At 71.2% G+C, this 21,668-nt stretch carries 22 protein-coding genes; 9 read left to right on the forward strand and 13 right to left on the reverse strand.

The window, feature by feature from the left end; translation table 11 throughout:
• Positions 1-77: 77 nt before the first annotated feature.
• From AC1MLT_RS02600 to AC1MLT_RS02610, 3 genes are all read left to right on the forward strand, one after another.
• The gene (locus AC1MLT_RS02600; protein WP_481033724.1) at positions 78-902 is read left to right on the forward strand and encodes a CoA transferase subunit A; all 825 of its coding nucleotides are present in this window, start codon (positions 78-80) and stop codon (positions 900-902) included.
• A 2-nt stretch (positions 903-904) separates the two neighbouring features.
• Positions 905-1,546 carry a CoA transferase subunit B gene (locus AC1MLT_RS02605; RefSeq protein WP_481033725.1) on the forward strand — a complete coding sequence of 214 codons (642 nt, stop codon included), beginning with the start codon at positions 905-907 and terminating at the stop codon, positions 1,544-1,546.
• Between the two features lie 714 nt (positions 1,547-2,260).
• Positions 2,261-3,655: a sigma 54-interacting transcriptional regulator gene (locus tag AC1MLT_RS02610; protein ID WP_481033726.1), complete on the forward strand. Its 1,395-nt coding sequence runs from the start codon at positions 2,261-2,263 to the stop codon at positions 3,653-3,655.
• A gap of 24 nt (positions 3,656-3,679) precedes the next feature.
• Here the strand turns inward: AC1MLT_RS02610 and AC1MLT_RS02615 are convergent, their stop codons facing one another.
• The gene (locus tag AC1MLT_RS02615; RefSeq protein ID WP_481033727.1) at positions 3,680-4,612 is read right to left on the reverse strand and encodes a LysR family transcriptional regulator; all 933 of its coding nucleotides are present in this window, start codon (positions 4,610-4,612) and stop codon (positions 3,680-3,682) included.
• A gap of 130 nt (positions 4,613-4,742) precedes the next feature.
• On the opposite strand from AC1MLT_RS02615, the gene AC1MLT_RS02620 reads away from it, so the two are divergent.
• Genes AC1MLT_RS02620 through mmsB form a run of 5 tightly spaced genes read left to right on the forward strand, consistent with a single transcriptional unit; the run spans position 4,743 to position 9,945 of the window.
• Positions 4,743-6,269 (forward strand): CoA-acylating methylmalonate-semialdehyde dehydrogenase, encoded by a 1,527-nt coding sequence (locus AC1MLT_RS02620; RefSeq protein WP_481033728.1) that lies wholly within the window; start codon positions 4,743-4,745, stop codon positions 6,267-6,269.
• Between the two features lie 41 nt (positions 6,270-6,310).
• Positions 6,311-6,721, forward strand: a complete 411-nt coding sequence (locus AC1MLT_RS02625) for a lysozyme inhibitor LprI family protein (RefSeq protein ID WP_481033729.1) — start codon at positions 6,311-6,313, stop codon at positions 6,719-6,721.
• A complete protein-coding gene (locus AC1MLT_RS02630) occupies positions 6,718-7,866 on the forward strand; it encodes an acyl-CoA dehydrogenase family protein (RefSeq protein ID WP_481033730.1) in 1,149 nt (382 codons plus the stop codon). The genes AC1MLT_RS02625 and AC1MLT_RS02630 overlap by 4 nt, the downstream gene beginning before the upstream one ends.
• Entirely contained in the window at positions 7,863-9,023 is a 1,161-nt protein-coding gene (locus AC1MLT_RS02635) for an enoyl-CoA hydratase/isomerase family protein (protein WP_481033731.1), read from the forward strand. The genes AC1MLT_RS02630 and AC1MLT_RS02635 overlap by 4 nt, the downstream gene beginning before the upstream one ends.
• 25 nt (positions 9,024-9,048) lie before the next feature.
• Positions 9,049-9,945, forward strand: a complete 897-nt coding sequence (gene mmsB, locus AC1MLT_RS02640) for a 3-hydroxyisobutyrate dehydrogenase (protein ID WP_481033732.1) — start codon at positions 9,049-9,051, stop codon at positions 9,943-9,945.
• A 45-nt stretch (positions 9,946-9,990) separates the two neighbouring features.
• Here mmsB and AC1MLT_RS02645 read toward each other — a convergent pair whose 3' ends face one another.
• Positions 9,991-11,151 carry a PQQ-dependent sugar dehydrogenase gene (locus AC1MLT_RS02645; RefSeq protein WP_481033733.1) on the reverse strand — a complete coding sequence of 387 codons (1,161 nt, stop codon included), beginning with the start codon at positions 11,149-11,151 and terminating at the stop codon, positions 9,991-9,993.
• Positions 11,152-11,308: 157 nt separating this feature from the next.
• Here AC1MLT_RS02645 and AC1MLT_RS02650 point away from each other — a divergent pair, with 157 nt between their 5' ends.
• Positions 11,309-11,800, forward strand: a complete 492-nt coding sequence (locus tag AC1MLT_RS02650) for a hypothetical protein (RefSeq protein ID WP_481033734.1) — start codon at positions 11,309-11,311, stop codon at positions 11,798-11,800.
• Positions 11,801-11,808: 8 nt separating this feature from the next.
• Here the strand turns inward: AC1MLT_RS02650 and AC1MLT_RS02655 are convergent, their stop codons facing one another.
• The 11 genes from AC1MLT_RS02655 to upp form a co-directional block, all read right to left on the reverse strand.
• Positions 11,809-12,099: a helix-turn-helix domain-containing protein gene (locus tag AC1MLT_RS02655; RefSeq protein ID WP_481033735.1), complete on the reverse strand. Its 291-nt coding sequence runs from the start codon at positions 12,097-12,099 to the stop codon at positions 11,809-11,811.
• Positions 12,100-12,370: 271 nt separating this feature from the next.
• Positions 12,371-12,847, reverse strand: a complete 477-nt coding sequence (locus tag AC1MLT_RS02660; RefSeq protein WP_481033736.1) for a hypothetical protein — start codon at positions 12,845-12,847, stop codon at positions 12,371-12,373.
• 142 nt (positions 12,848-12,989) lie between these two features.
• Positions 12,990-13,163 carry a hypothetical protein gene (locus AC1MLT_RS02665; RefSeq protein WP_481033737.1) on the reverse strand — a complete coding sequence of 58 codons (174 nt, stop codon included), beginning with the start codon at positions 13,161-13,163 and terminating at the stop codon, positions 12,990-12,992.
• 114 nt (positions 13,164-13,277) lie between these two features.
• The gene (locus AC1MLT_RS02670; protein ID WP_481033738.1) at positions 13,278-14,528 is read right to left on the reverse strand and encodes an MFS transporter; all 1,251 of its coding nucleotides are present in this window, start codon (positions 14,526-14,528) and stop codon (positions 13,278-13,280) included.
• Complete coding sequence (locus AC1MLT_RS02675) at positions 14,525-15,160, reverse strand: glutathione S-transferase family protein (protein ID WP_481033739.1); 636 nt, start codon at positions 15,158-15,160, stop codon at positions 14,525-14,527. Before AC1MLT_RS02675 ends, AC1MLT_RS02670 begins: the two co-directional genes overlap by 4 nt.
• Positions 15,161-15,228: 68 nt before the next feature.
• Entirely contained in the window at positions 15,229-16,152 is a 924-nt protein-coding gene (locus AC1MLT_RS02680; protein ID WP_481033740.1) for an ABC transporter permease, read from the reverse strand.
• Positions 16,149-17,213, reverse strand: a complete 1,065-nt coding sequence (locus tag AC1MLT_RS02685) for an ABC transporter permease (protein WP_481033741.1) — start codon at positions 17,211-17,213, stop codon at positions 16,149-16,151. Before AC1MLT_RS02685 ends, AC1MLT_RS02680 begins: the two co-directional genes overlap by 4 nt.
• 5 nt (positions 17,214-17,218) lie before the next feature.
• Complete coding sequence (locus AC1MLT_RS02690) at positions 17,219-18,811, reverse strand: ABC transporter ATP-binding protein (protein ID WP_481033742.1); 1,593 nt, start codon at positions 18,809-18,811, stop codon at positions 17,219-17,221.
• Between the two features lie 14 nt (positions 18,812-18,825).
• Complete coding sequence (locus AC1MLT_RS02695; protein ID WP_481033743.1) at positions 18,826-19,827, reverse strand: 5'-methylthioadenosine/S-adenosylhomocysteine nucleosidase; 1,002 nt, start codon at positions 19,825-19,827, stop codon at positions 18,826-18,828.
• Positions 19,824-20,831, reverse strand: a complete 1,008-nt coding sequence (locus tag AC1MLT_RS02700; protein WP_481033744.1) for a BMP family protein — start codon at positions 20,829-20,831, stop codon at positions 19,824-19,826. The genes AC1MLT_RS02695 and AC1MLT_RS02700 overlap by 4 nt, the downstream gene beginning before the upstream one ends.
• 174 nt (positions 20,832-21,005) lie before the next feature.
• The gene (gene upp, locus AC1MLT_RS02705) at positions 21,006-21,650 is read right to left on the reverse strand and encodes a uracil phosphoribosyltransferase (protein ID WP_481033745.1); all 645 of its coding nucleotides are present in this window, start codon (positions 21,648-21,650) and stop codon (positions 21,006-21,008) included.
• Positions 21,651-21,668: the final 18 nt, after the last annotated feature.

The raw sequence follows: 21,668 nt of genomic DNA on the forward strand, positions 1-21,668 counted from the left end.
GTAGTATCGTTCCGGGGCCGCACACTTCCGCGTCCCCCTCCTTCACTCCACCCTTCCACTCGCGAGGATCACTTCCCATGGCGAACAAGATCTATCCCTCCGCCGACGCGGCGCTCCAAGGCGTCGTCGCCGACGGGCAGACGCTGGCCGTCGGCGGCTTCGGCCTCTGCGGCATCCCCGAGGCGCTCATCGACGCCCTGCGCGACTCCGGCGTCAAGGACCTGACCTGCGTCTCGAACAATGCCGGCGTCGACGGCTTCGGTCTCGGCAAGCTGCTGGAGACGCGGCAGATCAAGCGCATGGTGGCCAGCTACGTCGGCGAGAACAAGGAGTTCGAGCGCCAGTACCTGGCCGGCGAACTCGAACTCGAGTTCACGCCGCAGGGCACCCTGGCCGAGAAGCTGCGCGCCGGCGGCGCCGGCATCCCGGCCTTCTTCACCAAGACCGGCGTCGGCACGCAGGTCGCCGAGGGCAAGGAACTGCGCGAGTTCGATGGCGAGACCTATGTCATGGAGCGGTCCATCGTGCCCGATGTCTCGCTGGTCAAGGCCGATGTCGCCGACAAGTCCGGCAACCTGCGCTTCCGCCTGACGGCGCGCAACTTCAACCCCGCCGCCGCGATGGCCGGCAAGCTGTGCATCGTCGAGGTCGAACGCATCGTCGAGGTCGGCGAACTGGCGCCCGACGACATCCACCTGCCGGGCATCTACGTGCACCGCATCGTGCTCAACGCCCATCCGGAGAAGCGCATCGAGAAGCGCACCGTGAGCGCCTCGGCGCCGGTCGACGTCGATGCCGCCAAGGTCGAGGCGCAGGCCGTCATCGCGCAGGCCGCCGCCGGCAGCGAAGTCCCCGCCGTTCCCACCGTCACCGTGCCCGCAGGCACCCAGAAAGGAATCTGACCATGCCCTGGACCCAAGACCAGATGGCCGCGCGCGCGGCGCAGGAACTCGAGGACGGCTTCTACGTGAACCTCGGCATCGGCATCCCGACGCTGGTGGCGAACTTCGTGCCCAAGAACAAGGAAGTCTGGCTGCAGAGCGAGAACGGCATGCTGGGCATCGGCGCCTTCCCGACCGAGGACGCGGTCGACGCCGACCTGATCAATGCCGGCAAGCAGACCGTCACCACGCTGCCGGGCTCGGCCATCTTCGGCAGTCACGAGAGCTTCGCGATGATCCGCGGCGGCAAGATCAACCTGTCCATCCTGGGCGCCATGCAGGTCAGCGCCGAGGGCGATCTGGCCAACTGGATGATCCCCGGCAAGATGGTCAAGGGCATGGGCGGCGCCATGGACCTGGTGGCTGGCGTCAAGCGCGTGATCGTGCTGATGGAGCACGTCGCGCGCAAGAAGGATGGCACCCAGGACCTGAAGATCCTGGAGAAGTGCACGCTGCCACTGACGGGCGTCGGCGTGGTCGACCGCATCATCACCGACCTGGCCGTCATCGACGTCACGCCCGAGGGCCTGAAGGTGGTCGAGCTGGCCGATGGCGTGACCTTCGAGGCCCTGCAGGCCAAGACCGGCGCGCCGCTCATCGCCTGAGGCGGCGGCGCAGCCCGCTTCGCGACCCGCGATGGTCGCGGCGGGCGTCGAGCCCCGGGTGTCCGGGGCGCGCCGGGCCGGCCGGCGGATCCATCGCGACCCGGTGCCCGTGCGTGGCATCTCACGTGCCAAGCGAGGTGCGATCCCGATCTTCGAGCGCGCGCAGCGGACGACGCGTTCCGGTCAATTGAGCGCGTCATATTCCTGACCTTTTGCATTGCGGGCACTCGACCGAATTGGCAATCGGTCCTCGGCAATCGGCGTGCCCATGTAACTCCAGTGTGACATCAATTGGAAAAATTTCGACCCAATTGATTGGAAAATCGTTATTCGTCCGGAGATGCCGAAAATGGTTGCCGCCAAGGGAAGCACTCACTCTCAGACGGACGCAATGGTGGAGCGCCCCGGGTATCGACGGAGGTCGACAAATTAAAAGCACCCGTCTTTCCGTGACTCTGAATTAATCACTTACAAGATTTCCGTTCTCAATTTAGAATGTGTCTTAATGCATGGCTACGATCGTTGAATTAAGCAATTAAGACACTGGTTCAGGAGAAGGGATTTCATGATGCAGGTGGAAACCGAGCGGGTGGCCCGCGCCACGGCGGCCTTCCGATCGACGACGCGGCGCGTCATCCGGCTCCGCCCGCATCAGGCGGTCCCATCGCTCACTTCATCCGTATCGACTTCGCGCAGGCAGGCCCCCCACGGCCCATGCCATGGCGCGGACGCCTGAGCGTGCCGGCCATGGCGGCACGCAAGGTCCTGTGCATCGCACCGGGCCGGCGGCCCACCGAACTCGATACGCAGTTGCGCGAGCAGGGCTGGGAGGTGGTCTGGGCCGATGACCTCGCCACCGCGCGGCGTCTGCAGTCCCAGCTGCAGTTGCGGCTGTGCCTGCTGTTGATCGACCGCGTGAACCTCGCGCTGACGGCGCAGATCGAGTCGGCCGTGCGTTCGATCACCGACCTCGAATGGGTGGCGGCGGTGCCCCCGGGCGCGCTGGAGCTGCCGGCGTTCCGTGATCTCCTGCTCGATGCCTTCCTGGATTTCCACGTCGGCCCGATCCAGGCCGACAGCCTGCTGCCGATGCTCGCGTATGCACACCGGCGCTCGCTGCTGCGGGCGTCCCTGCGGGATGCGGAGACGAGCGAGACGGACGCCGAGCTGGGCCTGGTCGGCCGCAGCGCGGCGATGACCCAGCTGCGGCGCCAGATCGTCAAGCTGGCCGCGACCGATGCGCCGGTCCTGATCGACGGCGAGCGCGGCACCGGCAAGGAGCTGGTGGCGCAGGCGATCCATGGTCGGTCGGCGCGCGCGCCGGAGCCTTTCATCGTCGCGCACTGCGGCGCGCGCCTGCACGGCGACGCCGGGACTGAGATCTTCGGACCCGAGGTGACCCATGGCGGCACCGAGGGCACCGGCGGACTGCTGCGCACGGCGCACCGGGGCACGCTGTACCTCGACGACGTCAACGAGCTCTCGGGCGATGCCCAGGCCCGCCTGCTGCGCCTGCTGCAGGAACGCACGGAGCGGCGGCTGGGACTGGTGCGGACCTCGGCGGCGGATGTGCGCGTGATCGCCGCCTCGCAGGTCCAGCTGTCGGCGGCCGTGGCGCAGGGCCTGTTCCGCGAGGAGCTGTTCGACCGGCTGGACGTGCTGTCGATCACGGTGCCACCCCTGCGCGAGCGCAAGGACGACATCGCGCTGCTGGCGCGCCACTGCCTGCAGCGCTGCGCCGCCGAGCGCAAGACCCGGGTCGAGGGCTTCAGCCGACCGGCCATCGACGCCATGCTGGCGCACGACTGGCCCGGCAACGTGCGCGAGCTCTTCCATCGCGTGCAGCGCGCGGTGGTCATGACCGACCACCGGCTGATCTCGCCGGTCGACCTCGAACTCGCCCGCGCCGGTGATGCGGGCGAGGGGCGCCTGGTCGGCCTCGAAGCAGCGCGCATGCGGGCCGAACGCGAGGCGATCCGGGTCGCGCTGGCGCGTGGCGGGCACAACGTCTCGCGCGCGGCGCGCGAACTCGGCGTCTCGCGCATGACGCTCTATCGCCTGATGGCCAAGCACCGCGTCTCCGAGGACAAGGCCACCGACGCGGCCTGAACCGGCCGCCGCCGGGGTCCGGCCTCAGCGTGCCGGCCGGGGCGCCGGCACCGGCGCGGCGGGCGCCGTGGCCGGCAGCAGCAGGTCGCGCTGCGCCGCCACCGTCTCGCGCAGGAAGGACCAGGCCGCCTGCAGGCGCGCCGTGTGCTGGGTCTCCTCGGGCATCGACATCCAGAAGGTGCGCGTGAAGCTGGCCTGGTCCGGCAGCACCGCGCGCAGCGACGGATCGCGCCCGGCGACGAAGGCTGGCAGCACCGCGATGCCGGCGCCGGCGGCCACGGCGGCGTGCTGGGCCAGGATGCTGGTGCTGCGCAGGGCGAAGGCATCGGGGCGCCAGAGTTCGTCGAGGTAGTGCAGCTCCTTGCTGAACAGCAGGTCGTCGACATAGCTGATGAAGCTGTGGCCGCGCAGGTCCTCGCGCGACGCGATCGGCGGATGCGCGGCCAGGTAGGCCTCGGCGGCATAGAGCCTCAGGGTGTAGTCGGTCAGCTTGGTCACCACCACCGGGCCGCGCGCCGGGCGTTCCAGCGAGATGACGATGTCGGCCTCGCGCCGTGACAGGTGCAGCAGGCGCGGCAGCGCCAGCAGGTCGACCACCAGCTTCGGATGGCGCCGCGCGAACAGCGCCAGCCGGGGCGCCAGCACGATGGTGCCCAGGCCCTCGGTCGCGCCGATGCGCACCACGCCCGACAGGCCCTCGCGCGAGGCCGGCGCCGCGCTCTCGATGCGCAGGAACGCCGCCGCCATGGCCTCGACCTGGGGCTGCAGCGCGCGCCCGGCCTCGGTCAGCCGGTGGCCCAGCGCCTCGCGCGTGAAGAGCGGCGCGCCGACCTGCTTCTCCAGGGCCTGGATGCGCCGCGCGACGGTCGTGTGGTCGACCGCCAGGCGCCGCGCCGCGCTCTGCAGCGTGCCGGAGCGGGCGAGTTCGAGAAAGAAGCGCAGGTGGTCCCAGTCCATGCGCGCATTCTGCATTCGTGCAAAGCGCGCGCGCGTTTCTGTCTATTGCCAGCGCAAAAGTGCAAAGCTAGCATGTCCCGCTGACACCGGCGCACGTCCGGACAGATCACGAGACCGGAGACAAGACACCATGGATGCCACCACCACGCCCCCGACCACGCGGATCGACACCGTCAAGCTGCTGATCGGCGGCAAGTTCGTCGAATCGCAGACCACCGAGTGGCGCGATGTCGTCAATCCGGCGACGCAGGAGGTGCTGGCGCGCGTGCCGTTCGCCACCGCCGCCGAGGTCGACGCCGCGGTGGCCTCGGCCCAGGCCGCCTTCCGGACCTGGCGCAAGACGCCCGTCGGCGCGCGCTCGCGCATCTTCCTGAAGTACCAGCAGCTCATCCGCGAGCACATGACCGAGCTGGCGGCCATCCTCACGGCCGAGCAGGGCAAGACCCTGCCCGATGCCGAGGGCGATGTCTTCCGCGGCCTGGAGGTGGTCGAGCACGCCTCGGGCATCGGCAACCTGCAGCTCGGCGAGCTGGCCAACAACGTCGCCAACGGCGTCGATACGTACACCCTGCTGCAGCCGCTGGGCGTGTGCGCCGGCATCACGCCATTCAACTTCCCGGCCATGATCCCGCTGTGGATGTTCCCGATGGCCATCGCCACCGGCAACACCTTCGTGCTCAAGCCCTCCGAGCAGGACCCGATGGTCACCATGCGCCTGTGCGAACTGGCGCTGGAGGCGGGCGTGCCGCCGGGCGTGCTCAATGTCGTCCATGGCGGCGAGGCGGTGGTCAACGCGATCTGCGACCACCCCGACATCAAGGCGATCTCCTTCGTCGGCTCGACCCGCGTCGGCACCCACGTCTACCACCGCGCCTCGGCCACCGGCAAGCGCGTGCAATGCATGATGGGCGCGAAGAACCACGCCATCGTCATGCCCGACGCCAACAAGGAACAGACCCTCAACGCGCTGGCCGGCGCCAGCTTCGGCGCCGCCGGGCAGCGCTGCATGGCGGTGTCGGTGGCGGTGCTGGTGGGCGAGGCGCGCGACTGGGTGCCCGACCTGGTGGCCAAGGCCAAGAGCCTGAGGATCGGCGCCGGCACCGAGAAGGGCGTCGATGTCGGTCCCCTGGTCTCGCGCGCCGCCCACGAACGCGTCAGCGGCCTGATCGAGCGCGGCGTCGCCGATGGCGCGACGCTGGCCCTCGATGGCCGCAAGCCCCAGGTGCCCGGCTACGAGAGCGGCAACTTCATCGGCCCGACCGTGTTCGCCGACGTCCAGCCCGGCATGACGATCTACGAGCAGGAGATCTTCGGTCCCGTGCTGTGCACCGCCAACGCCGAGACGCTCGACGAGGCGATCGCCATGATCAATGCCAATCCGAACGGCAACGGCACGGCGATCTTCACGCAGTCCGGCGCGGCGGCGCGGCGTTTCCAGGAGGAGATCGACGTCGGCCAGGTCGGCATCAACGTGCCGATCCCGGTGCCGGTGCCGATGTTCTCGTTCACCGGCTCGCGCGCCTCCAAGCTCGGCGACCTCGGTCCCTATGGCAAGCAGGTCGTCATGTTCTACACGCAGACCAAGACCGTGACGGCGCGCTGGTTCGACGACGCCACCCTGAGCCAGGGCGTCAACACGACGATCAGCCTGAAGTGAGCGGTATGGAGGGACACCGGGCGCCGGCACCGGCGCGCGCCATGCATGCGAAGGCCGGGTCGCTCGCGCTCGCCGTGCTGCTGGCCATCGCTGGCGCCGGCCTGGCGCATGCCGCCGAGGCGGACACCCCGGGCGACGCGGGCGATCCATCGACCTGCCGCCCCGATGGCACCCAGCAGCAGATGAGCGCCTGCGCCGTGCGCGACTACCGCGCCGCCGACGCCATCCTCAACATCCGCTATCGCGAGGTCATGGCCGCGCTGCCCGCCCCCGCGCGCATGGCCCTGCGCCAGGAGCAGCGCGACTGGCTGCGCCACCGCGACCCGGCCTGCAAGGCCGAGGCACGCCCCAGCGAGGGCGGCTCGATCTGGCCGCTGGTGTTCCATGGTTGCCTCGAACGGGCGACCCGCGCGCGCATCACCGCCATCGACGCCTGGAAGGCCCGCCCATGAACTTCGAACCCTCCGAGGAGCAACTCGCCTTCGCCCAGACCGCGCGCGACTTCGCCGCCGCCGAGTTCGCGCCGCACGCCGCGCGCTGGGACGCCGAGGCGATCTTCCCGCGCGAGGCCATTGCGCTGGCCGGCGAGCTGGGCTTCTGCGGCCTCTATGCGCCCGAGCGCATCGGCGGCCTGGCATTGCCGCGCCTGGACGCCACGCTGGTGTTCGAGGAGATGGCCGCCATCGATCCCTCGACCACCGCCTTCCTCACGATCCACAACATGGCGACCTGGATGCTGGGCACCTGGGGTGGCGAGGCGGTGCGCGCGCGCTGGGGCGAGGACCTCACCAGCGGCCGCCGGCTGGCCTCCTACTGCCTGACCGAGCCGGGCGCCGGCTCCGATGCCGCCGCGCTCAAGACGCGCGCCCGGCTGGAGGGCGGCGACTATGTCATCGACGGCGGCAAGGCCTTCATCTCCGGCGCCGGCGCGACCGACGTGCTGGTGGTCATGGCGCGCACCGGCGGCGCCGGCGCCGCCGGGGTCTCGGCCTTCGCCGTGCCGGCCGACGCGCCCGGCGTGAGCTATGGCAAGAAGGAACACAAGATGGGCTGGAACAGCCAGCCCACGCGCGCCATCGCCTTCGATGGCGTGCGCGTGCCGGCCGACCACCTGCTGGGTGCCGAGGGCGAGGGTTTCCGCATCGCCATGAAGGGGCTCGACGGCGGGCGCATCAACATCGCCACCTGCTCGGTCGGCGCGGCGCAGGGCGCGCTCGACGCCGCGCGCGGCTACCTGCACGATCGCAAGCAGTTCGGCCAGCCGCTCGCCGGCTTCCAGGCGCTGCAGTTCAAGTTCGCCGACATGGCGACCGAACTGGTCGCGGCGCGGCAGATGGTGCGCCTGGCGGCCAGCAAGCTCGACGCCGGTCACCCGGATGCCGGCACCTATTGCGCGATGGCCAAGCGCTTCGCCACCGATGCCGGCTTCCAGGTCTGCAACGACGCCCTGCAGCTGCACGGCGGCTATGGTTACCTGGCCGAATTCCCGCTGGAGCGGCTGGTGCGCGACACGCGCGTGCACCAGATCCTCGAAGGCACCAACGAGATCATGCGCGTCATCGTCGCGCGCAAGGTCCTGGACAAGGACATCCGATGACCGATGCGACCCCCGAACCGAAGGCCGGCACGATGCCGGACGACGCCGTCGTGCGCTTCACGACCCTCCCCACCGCCGGCGGCCGGCATTTCGGCGTCGCGACGCTGAACGCGCCGGCCTCGCTCAACGCGCTGTCGGTCGACATGGTGCGACTGCTGACGCCGCGCCTGCGCGAGTGGGCCACCGACGACGACATCGTCGGCGTGGTCCTCGACGCGGCCGGCGAGAAGGCCTTCTGCGCCGGTGGCGACCTGCGCGCGCTCTACCAGACCCTGCGCGACTGCCAGGACCGGCGCAACACCTATGCCGAGCGCTTCTTCGGCGAGGAGTACGAACTCGACCACCTGATCCACACCTATCCCAAGCCATTCCTCGGCTGGGGCCACGGCATCGTGATGGGCGGCGGCGTCGGCCTGCTGGCGGGTGCCTCGCACCGCGTGGTCACCGAAGGCAGCCGGGTGGCGATGCCGGAGGTCAACATCGGCCTCTATCCGGATGTCGGCGGCAGCTGGTTCCTGCGCCGCACGCCGGGGCGCACGGGGCTGTTCCTGGCCTTCACGGCGGCGCCGCTGAACGCGGCCGACGCGATCTTCTGCGGCCTGGCCGACGTGCTGGTGCCGCAGGCGGCCAAGGCGCAGGTGCTGGAAGCCATCTCCACCGCGCCCTGGCGGGGCGAGTCGCAGAGCGATCGCGCGCTGCTGTCGAAGCTGCTGGCGCAGGCCGGGGAGGGCGTGGCCATGCCGGCGTCCAAGTTGCGCGAGCACTTCGACCTCATCAACGCCACCCTGGCCGGCGACGACCTGCTGGACATCGATGCCCGCCTGCGCGCGCTGCCCGAGCGCAGCGACGACCCCTGGCTGCAGACGGCCGCCAGGACCTATGCGCGCGGCGCCCCGAGCTCGGTCGCGCTGTCGTGGGCGCTGTGGCAGCGCGTGCCGCGCATGTCCCTGGCCGAGGTGTTCCGGCTCGAATACCAGGCCTCGCTGGGCTGCTGCGCCCATGCCGATTTCGCCGAGGGCATCCGCGCCGTGCTGATCGACAAGGACCGCAACCCGAGCTGGCACCCCGCGACGCTCGACGAGATCACACCCGACTTCATCGACGACCACCTGCGCGCGCGGGGCGACATGGCGCCCGAGCTGGTCGGCCTGCGCTGAATCCATCCACACGGGAGAACGAGACATGAAGATCGCCTTCATCGGCCTGGGCCACATGGGTGGCCCGATGGCGCTGAACCTGCACCGGGCCGGCCACGCATTGACCGCCTTCGACCTCTCCGGCGAGGCCTGCGACCGGCTGGCGGCCGAGGGCGTCTTCATCGCCGCCTCCGCCGCCGACGCGGTGGAGGGCGCCGAGGCCGTGGTCAGCATGCTGCCGGCCAGCGCGCATGTCGACGCGCTGTACTTCGGCATCGACGGCCGGCCGGGGCTGCTCGAGGCGATCGCGCCCGGCGCGCTGGTCATCGACAGCAGCACTATCGCCGCCGCGACCTCGCGCAAGGTGGCCGCGGCGGGCGCGGCGCGCGGGCTGGCCGTGATCGACGCACCGGTCTCCGGCGGCACCGGCGGTGCCATCGCCGGCACATTGACCTTCATGGTCGGCGGCGCGGCGGCCGACCTGGAACGCGCACGGCCGTTGCTGGAGAAGATGGGCGCCAACATCTTCCACGCCGGCGAGGCCGGCGCCGGCCAGACCGCCAAGATCTGCAACAACATGCTGCTGGGCATCCTGATGATCGGCACCTCCGAGGCCATCGCCCTGGGCGTGGCCAACGGGCTCGATCCGAAGGTGCTGTCGGAGATCATGCGGCGCAGCTCGGGCGGCAACTGGGCGCTGGAGAAGTACAACCCGCTGCCGGGCGTGATGGAGGCGGCGCCGGCGTCCAAGGGCTATGCCGGCGGCTTCGGCACCGACCTGATGCTGAAGGACCTCGGCCTGGCGCAGGAGAACGCCGCCGCGGTGCGCGCCGCCACGCCATTGGGCGGCCTGGCGCGCAACCTCTATGCCGCGCACAGCCTGGCCGGCCACGGCGCGCTGGATTTCTCCAGCGTCATCAAGTCGTTCCAGAAGCCGGCCTGAGCGGCCCGGGCCACCCCATCGGCCCCATCGGCCCGGCCGGGCGGGTCAACGCGGCGCGACGCGCAGCACCCGGCCGCGTTCGGCATCGGTCAGCAGGTAGAGCACGCCATCGGGGCCGGCGCGCACGTCGCGCAGGCGCTCGCCGAGTTCGGTGAAGAGCGTCTCCTGCGGCCCCGGCACGCCATCGGCCAGCGGCACCCGACGCACGCTCTTCTCCTTCAGCGCGGCGACGAACAGGCTGCCGCGCCAGGCCGGGAACAGCGCGCCGTCGTAGTACGCCATGCCGGCCGGCGCGATCGAGGGCGTCCATTCCGCCAGCGGCGGCGTGATGCCGGGATAGGCCCGATAGGGCGTGATGCGCGCGCCGGTGTAGTCGACGCCGCCGGTGGTCACCGGCCAGCCGTAGTTGGCGCCGGACTCGATGAGGTTGAGCTCGTCGCCGCCCTTGGAGCCATGCTCGTGCGCGTACAGCACGCGCCGCGCCGGCAGGCTCACCATGCCCTGCGGATTGCGATGGCCGATGCTGTAGATCTCCGGCAGCGCGCCGGCGCGGCCGACGAAGGGGTTGTCCGCCGGCACCGTGCCATCGCGGCCGATGCGCACGATCTTGCCCAGGTGGGTGGACAGCCGCTGGGCATCGGTGCGCTCCAGGTTGCCGTCGCCCATGCCGACCACCAGCGTGCCATCGGCCAGCAGCGCCATGCGGCCGCCGAAGTGCTGCGCGTGCGACTTGGCCGGCCGCGACGTGAACAGCACGCGGATGTCGTCCAGGCGCGTGCCGTCGAAGCGCGCGCGCACCACGCGCAGGTGGTTGGCCGCCGGGGTGCCATGCGCGAACGACAGGTAGAGCAGGCCGTTGCTCGCGAAGTCCGGATCGAGCAGGACGTCGAACAGGCCCGACTGGCCCCGGGTCAGCACCGTCGGCACGCCCTCGACCGGCGCGGCGCGCAGGCGCGGGGCGCCGGCCGCGTCGCGCTCGATCACGCGCAGGCGACCCGCTCGCTCGGTGACCAGCAGGCGGCCATCGGGCAGGACGGCGAGCGACCAGGGATGGTCGAGCGCTTCGGCGATGGTGTCGATGCGATAGGCCGCAGCGGAGGACGACGTGGCGCCATCGGCGGCCCGCGCGCCGGTGCCGGCCAGCCACGCCGCGCCGGCGAGAGTCATGACGAGCGCCAGGGACGGGCGGCGCGGACGGTGGAGCATTCGATATCCTCGATCGGGGGAACGGGAAGGGGCGGCCGGCGCCTGCCGGTGCCGGGCCCCGGCGGTCCCCCGGTTATCACACAGCCTTCGCAGGAACCCTCGCATGTCCCCACGGTCCGTCCCCCCGTCCTTGCCGTCCTTGCCGTCCTTGCCGTCCTTGCCGTCCTCGCCGTCCTCGCCGTCCTCGCCGTCCTGGCGGCGCGCCGTCCCGGCCTTCCTCGGCGCGCTGCTGGCGGCGGCGGCCTGGGGCTCGATCGCGCAGACGCAGATCACCCTCAACGCGCTGGTGGCGCTGGACGTGGCATTGCCCTGGGGCCTGCGCGGCCGCACCACGCTGCAGGACCTGGTCGCCTTCGGACCGGTCTATGCCGGCATGGTGTTCGTGGCCTGGCTGCCGGCCTTCGCCATCGCCGGCTGGCTGGCACGGCGCGCGCCGCGCTGGCGTGGCGTGCTGTTCACGCTCGCGGGTGGCGCGGCGCTGGCCGCCGCCTTCGCCTGCGCCGACGCGGTGGCGCCGATGCCGGTCTTCATCGATGCCACCCGGGGCGTCCCGGGAACCCTGGCGATGGTGCTCGGCGGCGTGCTGGGCGGCGCGCTGTATGCGCGCTGGACGCGTACCGCCACGCCGGTGGGCGTTCGTTCGGCCTGACCATCGCCTCAGTGCGGATCCGGCATCCGCACCACGGCCAGCTTCAGTCCCAGCATGCCGAAGATCCGGTTCATCGTCTGCACGGTGCCTTCGCTGCGACCCTGCTCGATGTCCTGGATCGTCTTCGTCGAGACGCCCGCCAGGAGGGCCATCTCCGGGCTGGTCAGGCGCATCTGCTTCTTCAGGTGGCGCACGCATTGCCTCAATGTCCACTCGGGATGCGCGACGACCTCCTCGATGGCCTGACGGCGCAAGGCGAGCTGCTCGTGCACGGGGAGCGCGTTGTAGCGTTTGTCCATGGCGGATCGGCACGCGCCTCAGCGCACCCGCTCCAGGCGATCGGCCTGATCCTCGATGCCCTGGCGCAGGTGCGCATGGACATCCGCCTCCAGGCCCATGGGCATGGAGTTCGATTGTGCAGTGGTCGCGCATATCGGTGGTTTTCTATAGCAAGAACAACCATCATACGCATCGATATGCATAAAAATCTACATAGATCGCCTTGGGGCAGTCGTTGGCGCAAGGGCGATGGACCGACGGCCTTGGCACCGTCGATCCATCCCAAGGGCGTCAGGAATTCTCGTGGTGCCGCACCGCCATCGCCACGACCGCGATGCCGGCCGCGACGACCAGCGCGTCCTCGATCAGGCCGCTGCGGGTCTGGCCGATGCGCGCCATGGCGCGCTTGCGGCCGGCCAGGGTCAGATAGGCCAGGGGCACGGCGGTCGCGATGGCGGTGGTCGCGCCGGCCTGCTCGTGGCCACGGGGCGCCAGGGCCGCGCCGGCGATGCCCGCGCTCGCCACGCGCGCCAGCAGGCCGAGGAACACCGTTCGGTCGGGCGCGGATTCCATCTTGTCGCCGAACAGCTCGCCGACGCCCATCGCCAGGGCGCCGTACTTGAACAATGGGCGGTCCAGCAGCGCGAGCTGGCCGGGCGTGTCGCGACCGGCGACGCGGGCGGCCGCGAGGCTGGCCATGGGCGTCATCGAGCGCGCGCTGGCGACGGCGCCGATCAGGGCGGAGAAGAGCAGTCCGAGAGGTTTCATGGGGCAGGGGGCGTGAGCGGGTGTTTCGAAGTCCGGATGGTCGTCCAGGCCCCGATCGCGCCACCAGGGTGGAAGCCCGCGACTGGCTGTAGGAACTGGGGGCCGCGCGGCCCGGGACGCCGGCCCGTGCCGGCACTCGTGTCTACTTCTTCCCGTGGCCGTGCTTGGCGGTCTTCTCCGACTTGTCGAAGTCCTCCTTCTTCGGCGCGCCCTCGGAGCCGGGTTCGCGCATGTGCTCGCCGCTGCCGTGCTTGATGCGTTCCTGCTTGGCGTGGATGTTGGCGTAGAGGCCGGGTTTCTTCTTGGCGGCGGTCATCGGAGGACTCCTGGTGGATGGAGACGCGAACCTAGGGCGCGATGCCCGCCGCCGGATGTCGGCGCCGCCGCGCCCGGGCGTAGGAGGCGAGGGCGGCGCGGCGCGGCGCGCGCCTCATGCGGTCGTCGGCCGTGGACTCAGGGCGTAGAGCGCGACGCCGGCGGCCACCACCACCGTGGCGCACAGGAAGATCCACGCATAGGTCGAGGCGGCGCTCCAGCCATGGCGCAGGCTGGCCTCGGCGATCTGGCCGAAGATCCAGGAGGTCGCCGCCGAGCCCAGGAAGACGAAGGTGTTGAGCACGCCCAGGCCGCGTCCGCGCAGCGCCGGCGCCACCATGCCGCGCCCGTGGGCCATCACCAGCGGATGCACCATGCCGATGGTCGCCAGCCCGGTCAGCAGGGCCAGGGCCGGCACCAGGGCCGACGCCGGCCAGGCGGCCAACAGCGCGCCGCAGCCCAGCGGCAGCACCGACCAGGCCAGCACGGCGGTGCGCAGCGACAGGCGTCGCACCAGCAGCGGCAGCAGCAAGGCCGTGCCGAAGCCGCCCAGGCTGAGCAGCGCCAGCGCCAGTCCGCGGGCATCGGTGCCGAGCGCGAAGACATCGGCCAGATAGGGCCCGCCCCACGCATTGCGGAAGGTGGTGCCGGCGGCCATCGCCAGGCACAGCGGGATCAGCGTCCACAGGGACGGGATGGCCAGCAGGCGCAGGCTGCCGGCCAGCAATGCGAGCGGGCGCTCGGCGCGCGCCTCGGCATGGCCCTGGTCCTGCACGTGGCGCCAGATGCCGATGCAGGCGACACCCATGCACACCGCCGCCAGCGCCAATGCCGCGCGCCAGCCGAAGCGATGCGCGGCCCAGCCCAGCGGCGCCGTCGCGCACAGGGCGCCGAGCATCGACAGCGCGTTGGCGCGGCCGACCACCGGGGCATAGCGCGATGCCGGCAGCTGCTCCGAGGCATAGTGCATCAGGCCCATGAAGACCGGCGCGCACGCCAGCCCCAGGCCGGCCTGCGCCACCATCGCCATCGCGCCACCGGGCGCGACGACGAACAGCAGCGACGCCCCGACGCCCAATGTCGTCAGCAGCCGGGTCGGCCGGCCCACGCCATAGCGGTCGAAGGCGATGCCCACCGGGATCTGCGCCACCGCGAAGGCCAGGAAGAAGCAGGACGACAGCGCGCCGAAGCCCGCCGGCGACAGGCCCAGGTCGTGCTGCAGTTCCGGCGCGATGACCGCCAGGCAGGTGCGGAAGAACTGGCTGAGCGCGAAGGCGAAGGTGAGGGCGCGGATGCCCGGCATGGCATCCGGACTCCAGGTCCGGTCGGTGGGCTGAGGCGTGTCGGGCGACGGAGTCGCGCTCACACCCGCGGCACGGCCATGCCGCGCTGCACCGCCGGGCGCGCGCCGACCTCGGCCAGCCAGCGCTGGAAGTTCGGCTTGGTCGCCAGGCTGTCGGCCAGAGCGTCCTTCAGGAAGGTGGTGGCGGCGACGCTCCAGCCATAGCAGGCGATGTCGGCGATGGTGTAGTCGGCGCCGGCGAGGTAGGCGTGCTGGCCGAGCTGGCGGTCCATCACGCCCAGCAGGCGGTCGGACTCCTCGGTGAAGCGATCGATGGCGAGCTGCGACTTCTCCTTGGAGCGCACGGCGAAGAAGCCGAGCTGGCCGAGCATCGGACCCAGGCCGCCCATCTGCCAGTTGAGCCATTCGAGCGCCTTCCAGCGCGCCGCGCCCGAGGGCGCCAGGAAGCGGCCGTGGCGATCGGCCAGGTAGGTCAGGATGGCGCCGCTCTCGAAGAGCGACAGCGGACCGCCATCGGCCTCGTCGTCGACGATGGCGGGGATCTTGTTGTTGGGCGAGACCTTGAGGAATTCGGGCGCGAACTGCTCGTCCTTGCCGATGTTGATCGGCCGCACGGTGTAGGGCAGGCCGAGCTCCTCCAGCAGGATGGAGATCTTGCGACCGTTGGGCGTGGTCCAGGTGTAGAGGGTGATCATGGAGGGCACTTTCGAGAGAGACGGAACGAGGGAAGACCGGCGTCCATTCGACCACGCGCGAGGCGACTTCAGCGTTCGCCTTGGCGATAGGGCTTCATCAATGCCTGCGGATAGCTGGCCTTGCGCGCCACCAGCACCAGCGCGACGATCGACAGCGCATAGGGCAGCATCAGATAGAGCTGGTAGGGCAGCGCGGCATCGCCCGACTGCTGCAGGCGCAGCTGCAGGGCGTCGAAGAAGGCGAACAGCAGGGCTCCGAGCAGCGCCTTGCCCGGCCGCCACGAGGCGAACACCACCAGCGCGACGCAGATCCAGCCGCGACCGTTGATCATGTTGAAGAAGAAGGCGTTGAAGGCCGACAGCGTGAGGAAGGCGCCGGCCACGCCCATCAGGGCCGAGCCCGCGACGATGGCGGCGGTGCGCGTGGCCGCGACCGACAGGCCCTGGCTCTCGGCCGCGTGCGGGTTCTCGCCGACCATCCGCAGCGCCAGGCCGGCCGGCGTGCGCTGCAGCATCCAGGCCACCAGGGGCACCAGCAGCAGCGCCAGCAGGGTCAGCGCCGTCTGGGCGCCCAGCACCGGGATCGGCAGCCAGTCCATGGGCGCGAATGGCGTCACGGTGGGTGGCGTGGCGACCTTGGGGAAGCTGACCCGGTAGGCATAGTGGCTCAGCGCCGTCGCCAGCAGCGTGATGCCCAGCCCGGAGACGTGCTGCGACAGTGCCAGTCCGACCGTGAGCCCTGCATGCAGCAGCCCGAAGGCCGCCCCGGTGAGCGCCGCCACCGCGACCCCGCCCCACAGCGGCAGTCCGAGGTAGACCGCCAGCCAGCCCGAGAACGCGCCGGCCACCATGATCCCCTCGATGCCCAGGTTGAGCACGCCCGCGCGCTCGCACAGCAGCACGCCCAGCGTGCCGAGGATGAGCGGCGTCGCGATGCGCAGGGTGGCGATCCAGAACGGCGCGCCGGCGAGCAGGTCGAGGATGTCGCTCATCGGGCCCGGATCCGGAATTGGGTCAGCAGGGTCGCCACCAGCACCGCGATCAGCGAGGTGGCGACGATGACGTCGGCGATGTAGGTCGGCACGCCCACGGCGCGGCTCATGGTGTCGGCGCCGACCAGCACGCCGGCGACGAACACCGCCGCGGCGACCACGCCCAGCGGATGCAGCCCGGCCAGCATCGCGATCACGATGCCCGCGTAGCCATAGCCGGGCGACATGTCGAGCGTCACATAGCCGGTGCGGCCGGCGACCTCGATGGCGCCGGCCAGTCCGGCCAGGGCGCCCGAGCACAGCGCCACCGCCACCACCGTGCGCGTCACCGGCACGCCGGCGAATTCGGCCGCCCGGGCGTTGGCGCCGACGGCGCGCAGGTCGAAGCCGGCCACCGTGTGGCGCATCACCACCCAGGCCGCCACGGCCAGCGCCATGGCGCCCAGCAGGCCGGTGTGCACGCGGGTCTGCGGGATCAGCTTGCCGAGTTCGAGCGCGCCCTGGAGCGACACGCTCTGCGGCCAGCCCATGGCCGAGGGGTCCTTCATCGGTCCGTCGAGCAGTGCCGACACGCCCAGCAGCACGATGAAGTTGAGCAGCAGCGTGGTCACCACCTCGTCGACGCCCAGGCGCCGCTTGAGCAGCGCCGGGCCGAGCAGCAGCAGCGCGCCGGCCACCGCCGCGGCGGCCAGGGCCAGCGGCAGCAGCAGCCAGGGCGCCAGCGCGAAGCCCTCGCCGCCGCCGTGCATGCCGCCGACCGCCACGGCGGCCAGCGCGCCGGCGTAGAGCTGGCCCTCGGCGCCGATGTTGAACAGCCGGGCCCGGAAGGCGATCGCCGCCGACAGGCCGGTGAGGATCAGCGGCGTCGCCCGCGTGAGCGTCTCGCTCCAGGCGAACACCGAACCGAAGCCGCCCTGCAGCAGCAGGGCATAGGTGCGCCCGACCGGCGCGCCGGCCCACAGCACCAGCAGCGCGCTGATCGCCAGCGTGAAGGCGATGGCACCCAGGGGCGCCAGCACCAGCGCGGTCCGCGAGGTCGTGGGACGACGTTCGAGTCTCATGGTCGTCAGGCGCCCGCCATCGCCAGGCCGATCTCCTGGCGCGTCCAGTGCTCGGCCGCGCGGGCCATGCCCAGCTCCCCGCCGTGCATGACGGCGACCCGGTCGCCCAGCGCCAGCACCTCGTCGAGGTCGTCGGAGATCACCAGCACCGCCGCGCCGGCGTCGCGCGCGGCGATCAGCTGCGTGTGCACATACGCGACGGCGCCGATGTCCAGCCCCCAGGTCGGCTGGTGGGCGACGATCAGGCGCGGCGGGGTCTCGTTCCAGGCGCCGACGGGCGGGCCGGGTTCAGTCAGCGCGCGGCCGAGGATCAGCTTCTGCATGTTGCCGCCGGAGAGCGAACGCGCCGGCGCGTCCAGGCCGGCGCCGCGCACGTCGTAGGCCGCCTCGATGCGCCGCGCATGCGCCCGCGCGGCGGCGCGCCGCACCCAGCGCAGACCCGGCAGCACGGGCCGCGAGAACACCGGCCCGCGCAGGTGCTCCGACACCGCGTTCTCCCACACCGGCAGGTCGCCGATCACACCGACCGCGTGGCGGTCCTCCGGCACGCGCGCCACGCCCAGCGCCACCACCTCGGCCGGCGCGGGCGGCAGCGGCCGGCCGAGCAGCCGCACCGTGCCGCCGCTGGCGCGCCGCAGGCCGCACAGCAGCTCGGCCAGCGCGACCTGTCCGTTGCCCGAGACCCCGGCGATGGCGACGATCTCGCCCGCGCGCAGGGTCAGCGAGACCTCCTCCAGCCGGTCGTCGCCGCCGCCCTCGGTGTCGACGCGGTCGAGCACGCAGACCGCCTCGCCGACGCCATGGGCCGGCCGGCGCCGCGCCGTCGTCGCCACCGCGTGGCCGACCATCCACCGCGCCAGTTCGGCCTGCGTGGTGTCGGCCGCGTAGGCCTGGGCCACCAGCCGGCCGCCGCGCAGCACGGCGACGCGATGCGACACGCGCAGCACCTCGGGCAGCTTGTGACTGATGAAGATGATCGACAGTCCCTGCGCCACCATGCGCGCGAGCGTGGCGAACAGCGCCTCGCTCTGCTGCGGCGTCAGCACCGCGGTCGGCTCGTCGAGGATCAGGATGCGCGCGCCGCGATAGAGCGCCTTCAGGATCTCCACCCGCTGGCGCTCGCCCACCGACAGGTCGCCCACGCGCGCATCCGGCGCCACCGGCAGGCCGAAGCGCTCGGACACCTCGCGCAGCCGCTCGCGCGCCTGCGCGCGATGCGAGAACGGGCGCCACAGCGGCTCGGTGCCCATCAGCACGTTGTCGAGCACGCTCAGGTTGTCGGCCAGGGCGAAGTGCTGGTGCACCATGCCGATGCCGGCGGCCAGCGCCGCCTTCGGATGCCCGGGCGGCAGGCGGCGGCCGAAGACCTCGATGCGGCCGGCATCGGCCGTGTAGTGGCCGAACAGGATCGACATCAGGGTCGACTTGCCGGCGCCGTTCTCGCCCAGCAGCGCCAGCACCTCGCCGGCCTGCAATGTCAGCGAGATGGCGTCGTTGGCGACCAGGCGGCCGAAGCGCTTGGTGATGCCCTCGAGGCGCAGCACCGGCGGCGGCTCGGCGGCCGGCATGGTGGGCGGCGTCCCGGGGACGGATGGCATCGCCAGGGAGGCCATCAGCGCCAGGCGGCCAGGAAGGCCAGCAGCACCCGGGCCGAGTTGTCCGCGGCGAGGCCCATGAAGGCGCGCATCTCGTTCTCGCCGGCGCCGCCGCCAGCGAGATCGCTGAGCGAGCGGAAGGCGATGAAGGGCACGCCGTTGCTCCAGGCCACCTGGCCGACGGCCGCGGTCTCCATGTCGAGCACGCGGGCGGCAAAGGTGGCGAAGGCATGGCGGCGGAATTCGGCGTTGTCGACGAAGGCCGCGCCCGAGACGCCGTTGCCACCCACCACCAGGCGCGGCCGGCTGCCCAGGCAGCGCCCGGCGCGGTCGCAGCCGGCCAGCTCGACATCCTGCAGGCCACGCGCGGCCGCCAGCATGCCGGGGTCGACCTCGAACCAGAAGCGGGTCTCGGCGCCATGCGCGGACCGCACCTGCACCGCGCGCGGATGGATCATCCCGAAGTTGGCGAAGCCGGCGTCCTTGGAGGTGCGGAGCGCCGTGAAGCGGCCGGGCGCAGTCTCGCGCGCGAACAGCGATTCGAGATACGAGCCCCATTGCGCCGGCACCGCCACGTCGCCAATGTGCAGCGTGGGATCGACGCCGCCGGCGATGCCGCTGAAGACCAGGTGCGTGACGGCGAAGCGGTCGAGCGCGCGCTGGGTGTTCATGGCCGCGTTGGTCATGCTGATGCCGGAGAGGAACAGCACCACCGGCCGGCCCTGCAGCAGGCCGGTCGTGAACTCGACGCCATGGACGCGGTGGACGACCGGCTGCGCCAGCCGCTCGCGCAGCAGCACCAGCTCGGGCTCGAAGGCCGAGACGATGGCGATGCGCGGCACGGCATCCAGGCGCGCGCCGGCATCGGCATCGGCGGCGGCCGGTGGCGTGCGCGCGGGCATGGGGACGGGCGCCGCACCGACGGCCGTGGCGGGCACGGCGGTTGGCCCCGGCGGCATGCCCGCGCAGCCCGCGAGCAGGCCGGCGCACAGGACGCCGAGCGCGATCGCCCGCTTCATTTCGCGGTCGATTTCGGCTGCGAGTCGTCGACCTTCACGACGAAGGTGCCGGCCAGGATCTCGGCCTGCCGGGCCTGGACCCGGGTCACGACCTCGGCCGGCACCTTCCTGGCGAAGGTGCCCAGCGGCGCCAGCTCGGAGCCCTTGTGCTTCATGGTCGAATAGACGCCATAGTCCTCGGCCGCGAACCTGCCTTCCTTCACCAGGCGGATCGCGCGGTCGGCCGAGGGCTCGAAGTTCCACAGCGCCGAGGCGACCACGGTGTCCGGGTACTGCGCCTGGGTGTCGATGACGTTGCCGATGGCGAGCTTGCCCTTCTCGCGGGCGGCGTCGCTGACGCCGAAGCGCTCCGCGTACATCACGTCGGCGCCCTTGTCGATCATGGCGAAGGCGGCTTCCTTGGCCTTGGGTGGATCGAACCAGCTGTTGATGAAGCTGACGCTGAATTCCACCTTTGGGTCGGTCTCCCGGGCGCCGGCCATGAAGGCGTTCATCAGCCGGTTCACCTCGGGGATCGGGAAGCCGCCGACCATGCCGATGCGATGGGTCTTCGTCATGCCGCCGGCCACCATGCCCGAGAGGTAGGCCGGCTCCTGGATGTAGTTGTCGAAGACGCTGAAGTTGGGCGCCTGCGGCTTCTGCGACGACCCCATCAGGAACGCCACCTTCGGGAAGTCCCGGGCCACCCGGCGCGCCGCCTGCTCGACCCCGAAGACCTCGCCCAGGATCAGCTGGTGGCCCGCCGTCGCGTACTCGCGCAGCACGCGCTCGTAGTCGGCGTTGGCGACGTTCTCCGTCGCCTTGTAGTCGATCTCGCCGCGCGCCTGCGCCGCCAGCAATGCCTTGTGGATGCGCCCGACCCACTGCTGCTCGAAGGGCACCGTGTACACGGCCGCCACCTTCAGCTTGCCCGCCGGCGCCGGCTGCGCCAGCACCGGCAGCCCCAGCGCCAGTCCCGCCGCCACGGCGGCCCCACCCACGATCAATTCACGGCGTGCGTTCAAGATCTTCTCCTCATCGATAAAAAAAACGTCTGCCCGCCCACGCACCGGCCGACATCCCGCAGGGAGGCCCGGCCCCGCGCGAACACCGTGGAGCCGGCTCCGCCGGCCCGCCGGTGTTGCCCCCGGCAGGGGGGTGGTGCTGCTACGCGCAGCGAGCAAGCCTGGGGGCGAGCCTCATTTCGTCCCGAAGATGCGGTCGCCCGCATCGCCCAGGCCCGGCAGGATGTAGCCATGGCTGTCGAGTTCGCGGTCGATGGCGGCGGTGTAGATCGGCACGTCCGGATGCGCTTCCTGCAGGTTCCTCACGCCCTCCGGGCAGGCCAGCAGGCAGACGAACTTGATCGATTTCGGGCTCATCTCCTTCAGTCGCTCGACCGCGGCGATGGCCGAATTGCCGGTCGCCAGCATCGGATCGACGACGATGATGTCGCGGTCCTGCATGTCGCCGGGCATCTTGAAGTAGTACTCGACGGCGGTCAGCGTCTTGGGGTCGCGGTACAGGCCGATGTGGCCGACGCGCGCGCCCGGCACCACGCTGAGCATGCCCTCCAGGATGCCGTTGCCCGCGCGCAGGATCGACACCAGCACCAGCTTCTTGCCATCGATGACCTTGGCGGTCATGGTCTCCAGCGGCGTCTCGACCTCGATGTCCTGCATCGGCATGTCGCGCGTGACCTCGTAGGCCATCAGCATGCTGAGCTCGTTGAGCAGGCGGCGGAAGCTGTTGGTCGACGCCTCCTTGCGCCGCATGAGCGTCAGCTTGTGCTGGACGAGGGGATGGTCGATGACGTGGACGTTGCTGCTTGTTGTTTGACTCATGGAGGACGATGGCCCAAA

The sequence above is a fragment of the Variovorax sp. PEI5 genome, assembly GCF_056679935.1.

What these genes read in the sequence shown, in the direction of transcription:
- AC1MLT_RS02600 (WP_481033724.1), top strand. Translation starts at nt 78, where the DNA reads ATGGCGAACAAGATCTATCCCTCCGCCGACGCGGCGCTCCAAGGCGTC.
- AC1MLT_RS02605 (WP_481033725.1), top strand. Translation starts at nt 905, where the DNA reads ATGCCCTGGACCCAAGACCAGATGGCCGCGCGCGCGGCGCAGGAACTC.
- AC1MLT_RS02610 (WP_481033726.1), top strand. Translation starts at nt 2,261, where the DNA reads ATGCCATGGCGCGGACGCCTGAGCGTGCCGGCCATGGCGGCACGCAAG.
- AC1MLT_RS02615 (WP_481033727.1), bottom strand. Translation starts at nt 4,612, where the DNA reads ATGGACTGGGACCACCTGCGCTTCTTTCTCGAACTCGCCCGCTCCGGC.
- AC1MLT_RS02620 (WP_481033728.1), top strand. Translation starts at nt 4,743, where the DNA reads ATGGATGCCACCACCACGCCCCCGACCACGCGGATCGACACCGTCAAG.
- AC1MLT_RS02625 (WP_481033729.1), top strand. Translation starts at nt 6,311, where the DNA reads ATGCATGCGAAGGCCGGGTCGCTCGCGCTCGCCGTGCTGCTGGCCATC.
- AC1MLT_RS02630 (WP_481033730.1), top strand. Translation starts at nt 6,718, where the DNA reads ATGAACTTCGAACCCTCCGAGGAGCAACTCGCCTTCGCCCAGACCGCG.
- AC1MLT_RS02635 (WP_481033731.1), top strand. Translation starts at nt 7,863, where the DNA reads ATGACCGATGCGACCCCCGAACCGAAGGCCGGCACGATGCCGGACGAC.
- mmsB (WP_481033732.1), top strand. Translation starts at nt 9,049, where the DNA reads ATGAAGATCGCCTTCATCGGCCTGGGCCACATGGGTGGCCCGATGGCG.
- AC1MLT_RS02645 (WP_481033733.1), bottom strand. Translation starts at nt 11,151, where the DNA reads ATGCTCCACCGTCCGCGCCGCCCGTCCCTGGCGCTCGTCATGACTCTC.
- AC1MLT_RS02655 (WP_481033735.1), bottom strand. Translation starts at nt 12,099, where the DNA reads ATGGACAAACGCTACAACGCGCTCCCCGTGCACGAGCAGCTCGCCTTG.
- AC1MLT_RS02660 (WP_481033736.1), bottom strand. Translation starts at nt 12,847, where the DNA reads ATGAAACCTCTCGGACTGCTCTTCTCCGCCCTGATCGGCGCCGTCGCC.
- AC1MLT_RS02665 (WP_481033737.1), bottom strand. Translation starts at nt 13,163, where the DNA reads ATGACCGCCGCCAAGAAGAAACCCGGCCTCTACGCCAACATCCACGCC.
- AC1MLT_RS02675 (WP_481033739.1), bottom strand. Translation starts at nt 15,160, where the DNA reads ATGATCACCCTCTACACCTGGACCACGCCCAACGGTCGCAAGATCTCC.
- AC1MLT_RS02680 (WP_481033740.1), bottom strand. Translation starts at nt 16,152, where the DNA reads ATGAGCGACATCCTCGACCTGCTCGCCGGCGCGCCGTTCTGGATCGCC.
- AC1MLT_RS02685 (WP_481033741.1), bottom strand. Translation starts at nt 17,213, where the DNA reads ATGAGACTCGAACGTCGTCCCACGACCTCGCGGACCGCGCTGGTGCTG.
- AC1MLT_RS02690 (WP_481033742.1), bottom strand. Translation starts at nt 18,811, where the DNA reads ATGCCATCCGTCCCCGGGACGCCGCCCACCATGCCGGCCGCCGAGCCG.
- AC1MLT_RS02695 (WP_481033743.1), bottom strand. Translation starts at nt 19,827, where the DNA reads ATGAAGCGGGCGATCGCGCTCGGCGTCCTGTGCGCCGGCCTGCTCGCG.
- upp (WP_481033745.1), bottom strand. Translation starts at nt 21,650, where the DNA reads ATGAGTCAAACAACAAGCAGCAACGTCCACGTCATCGACCATCCCCTC.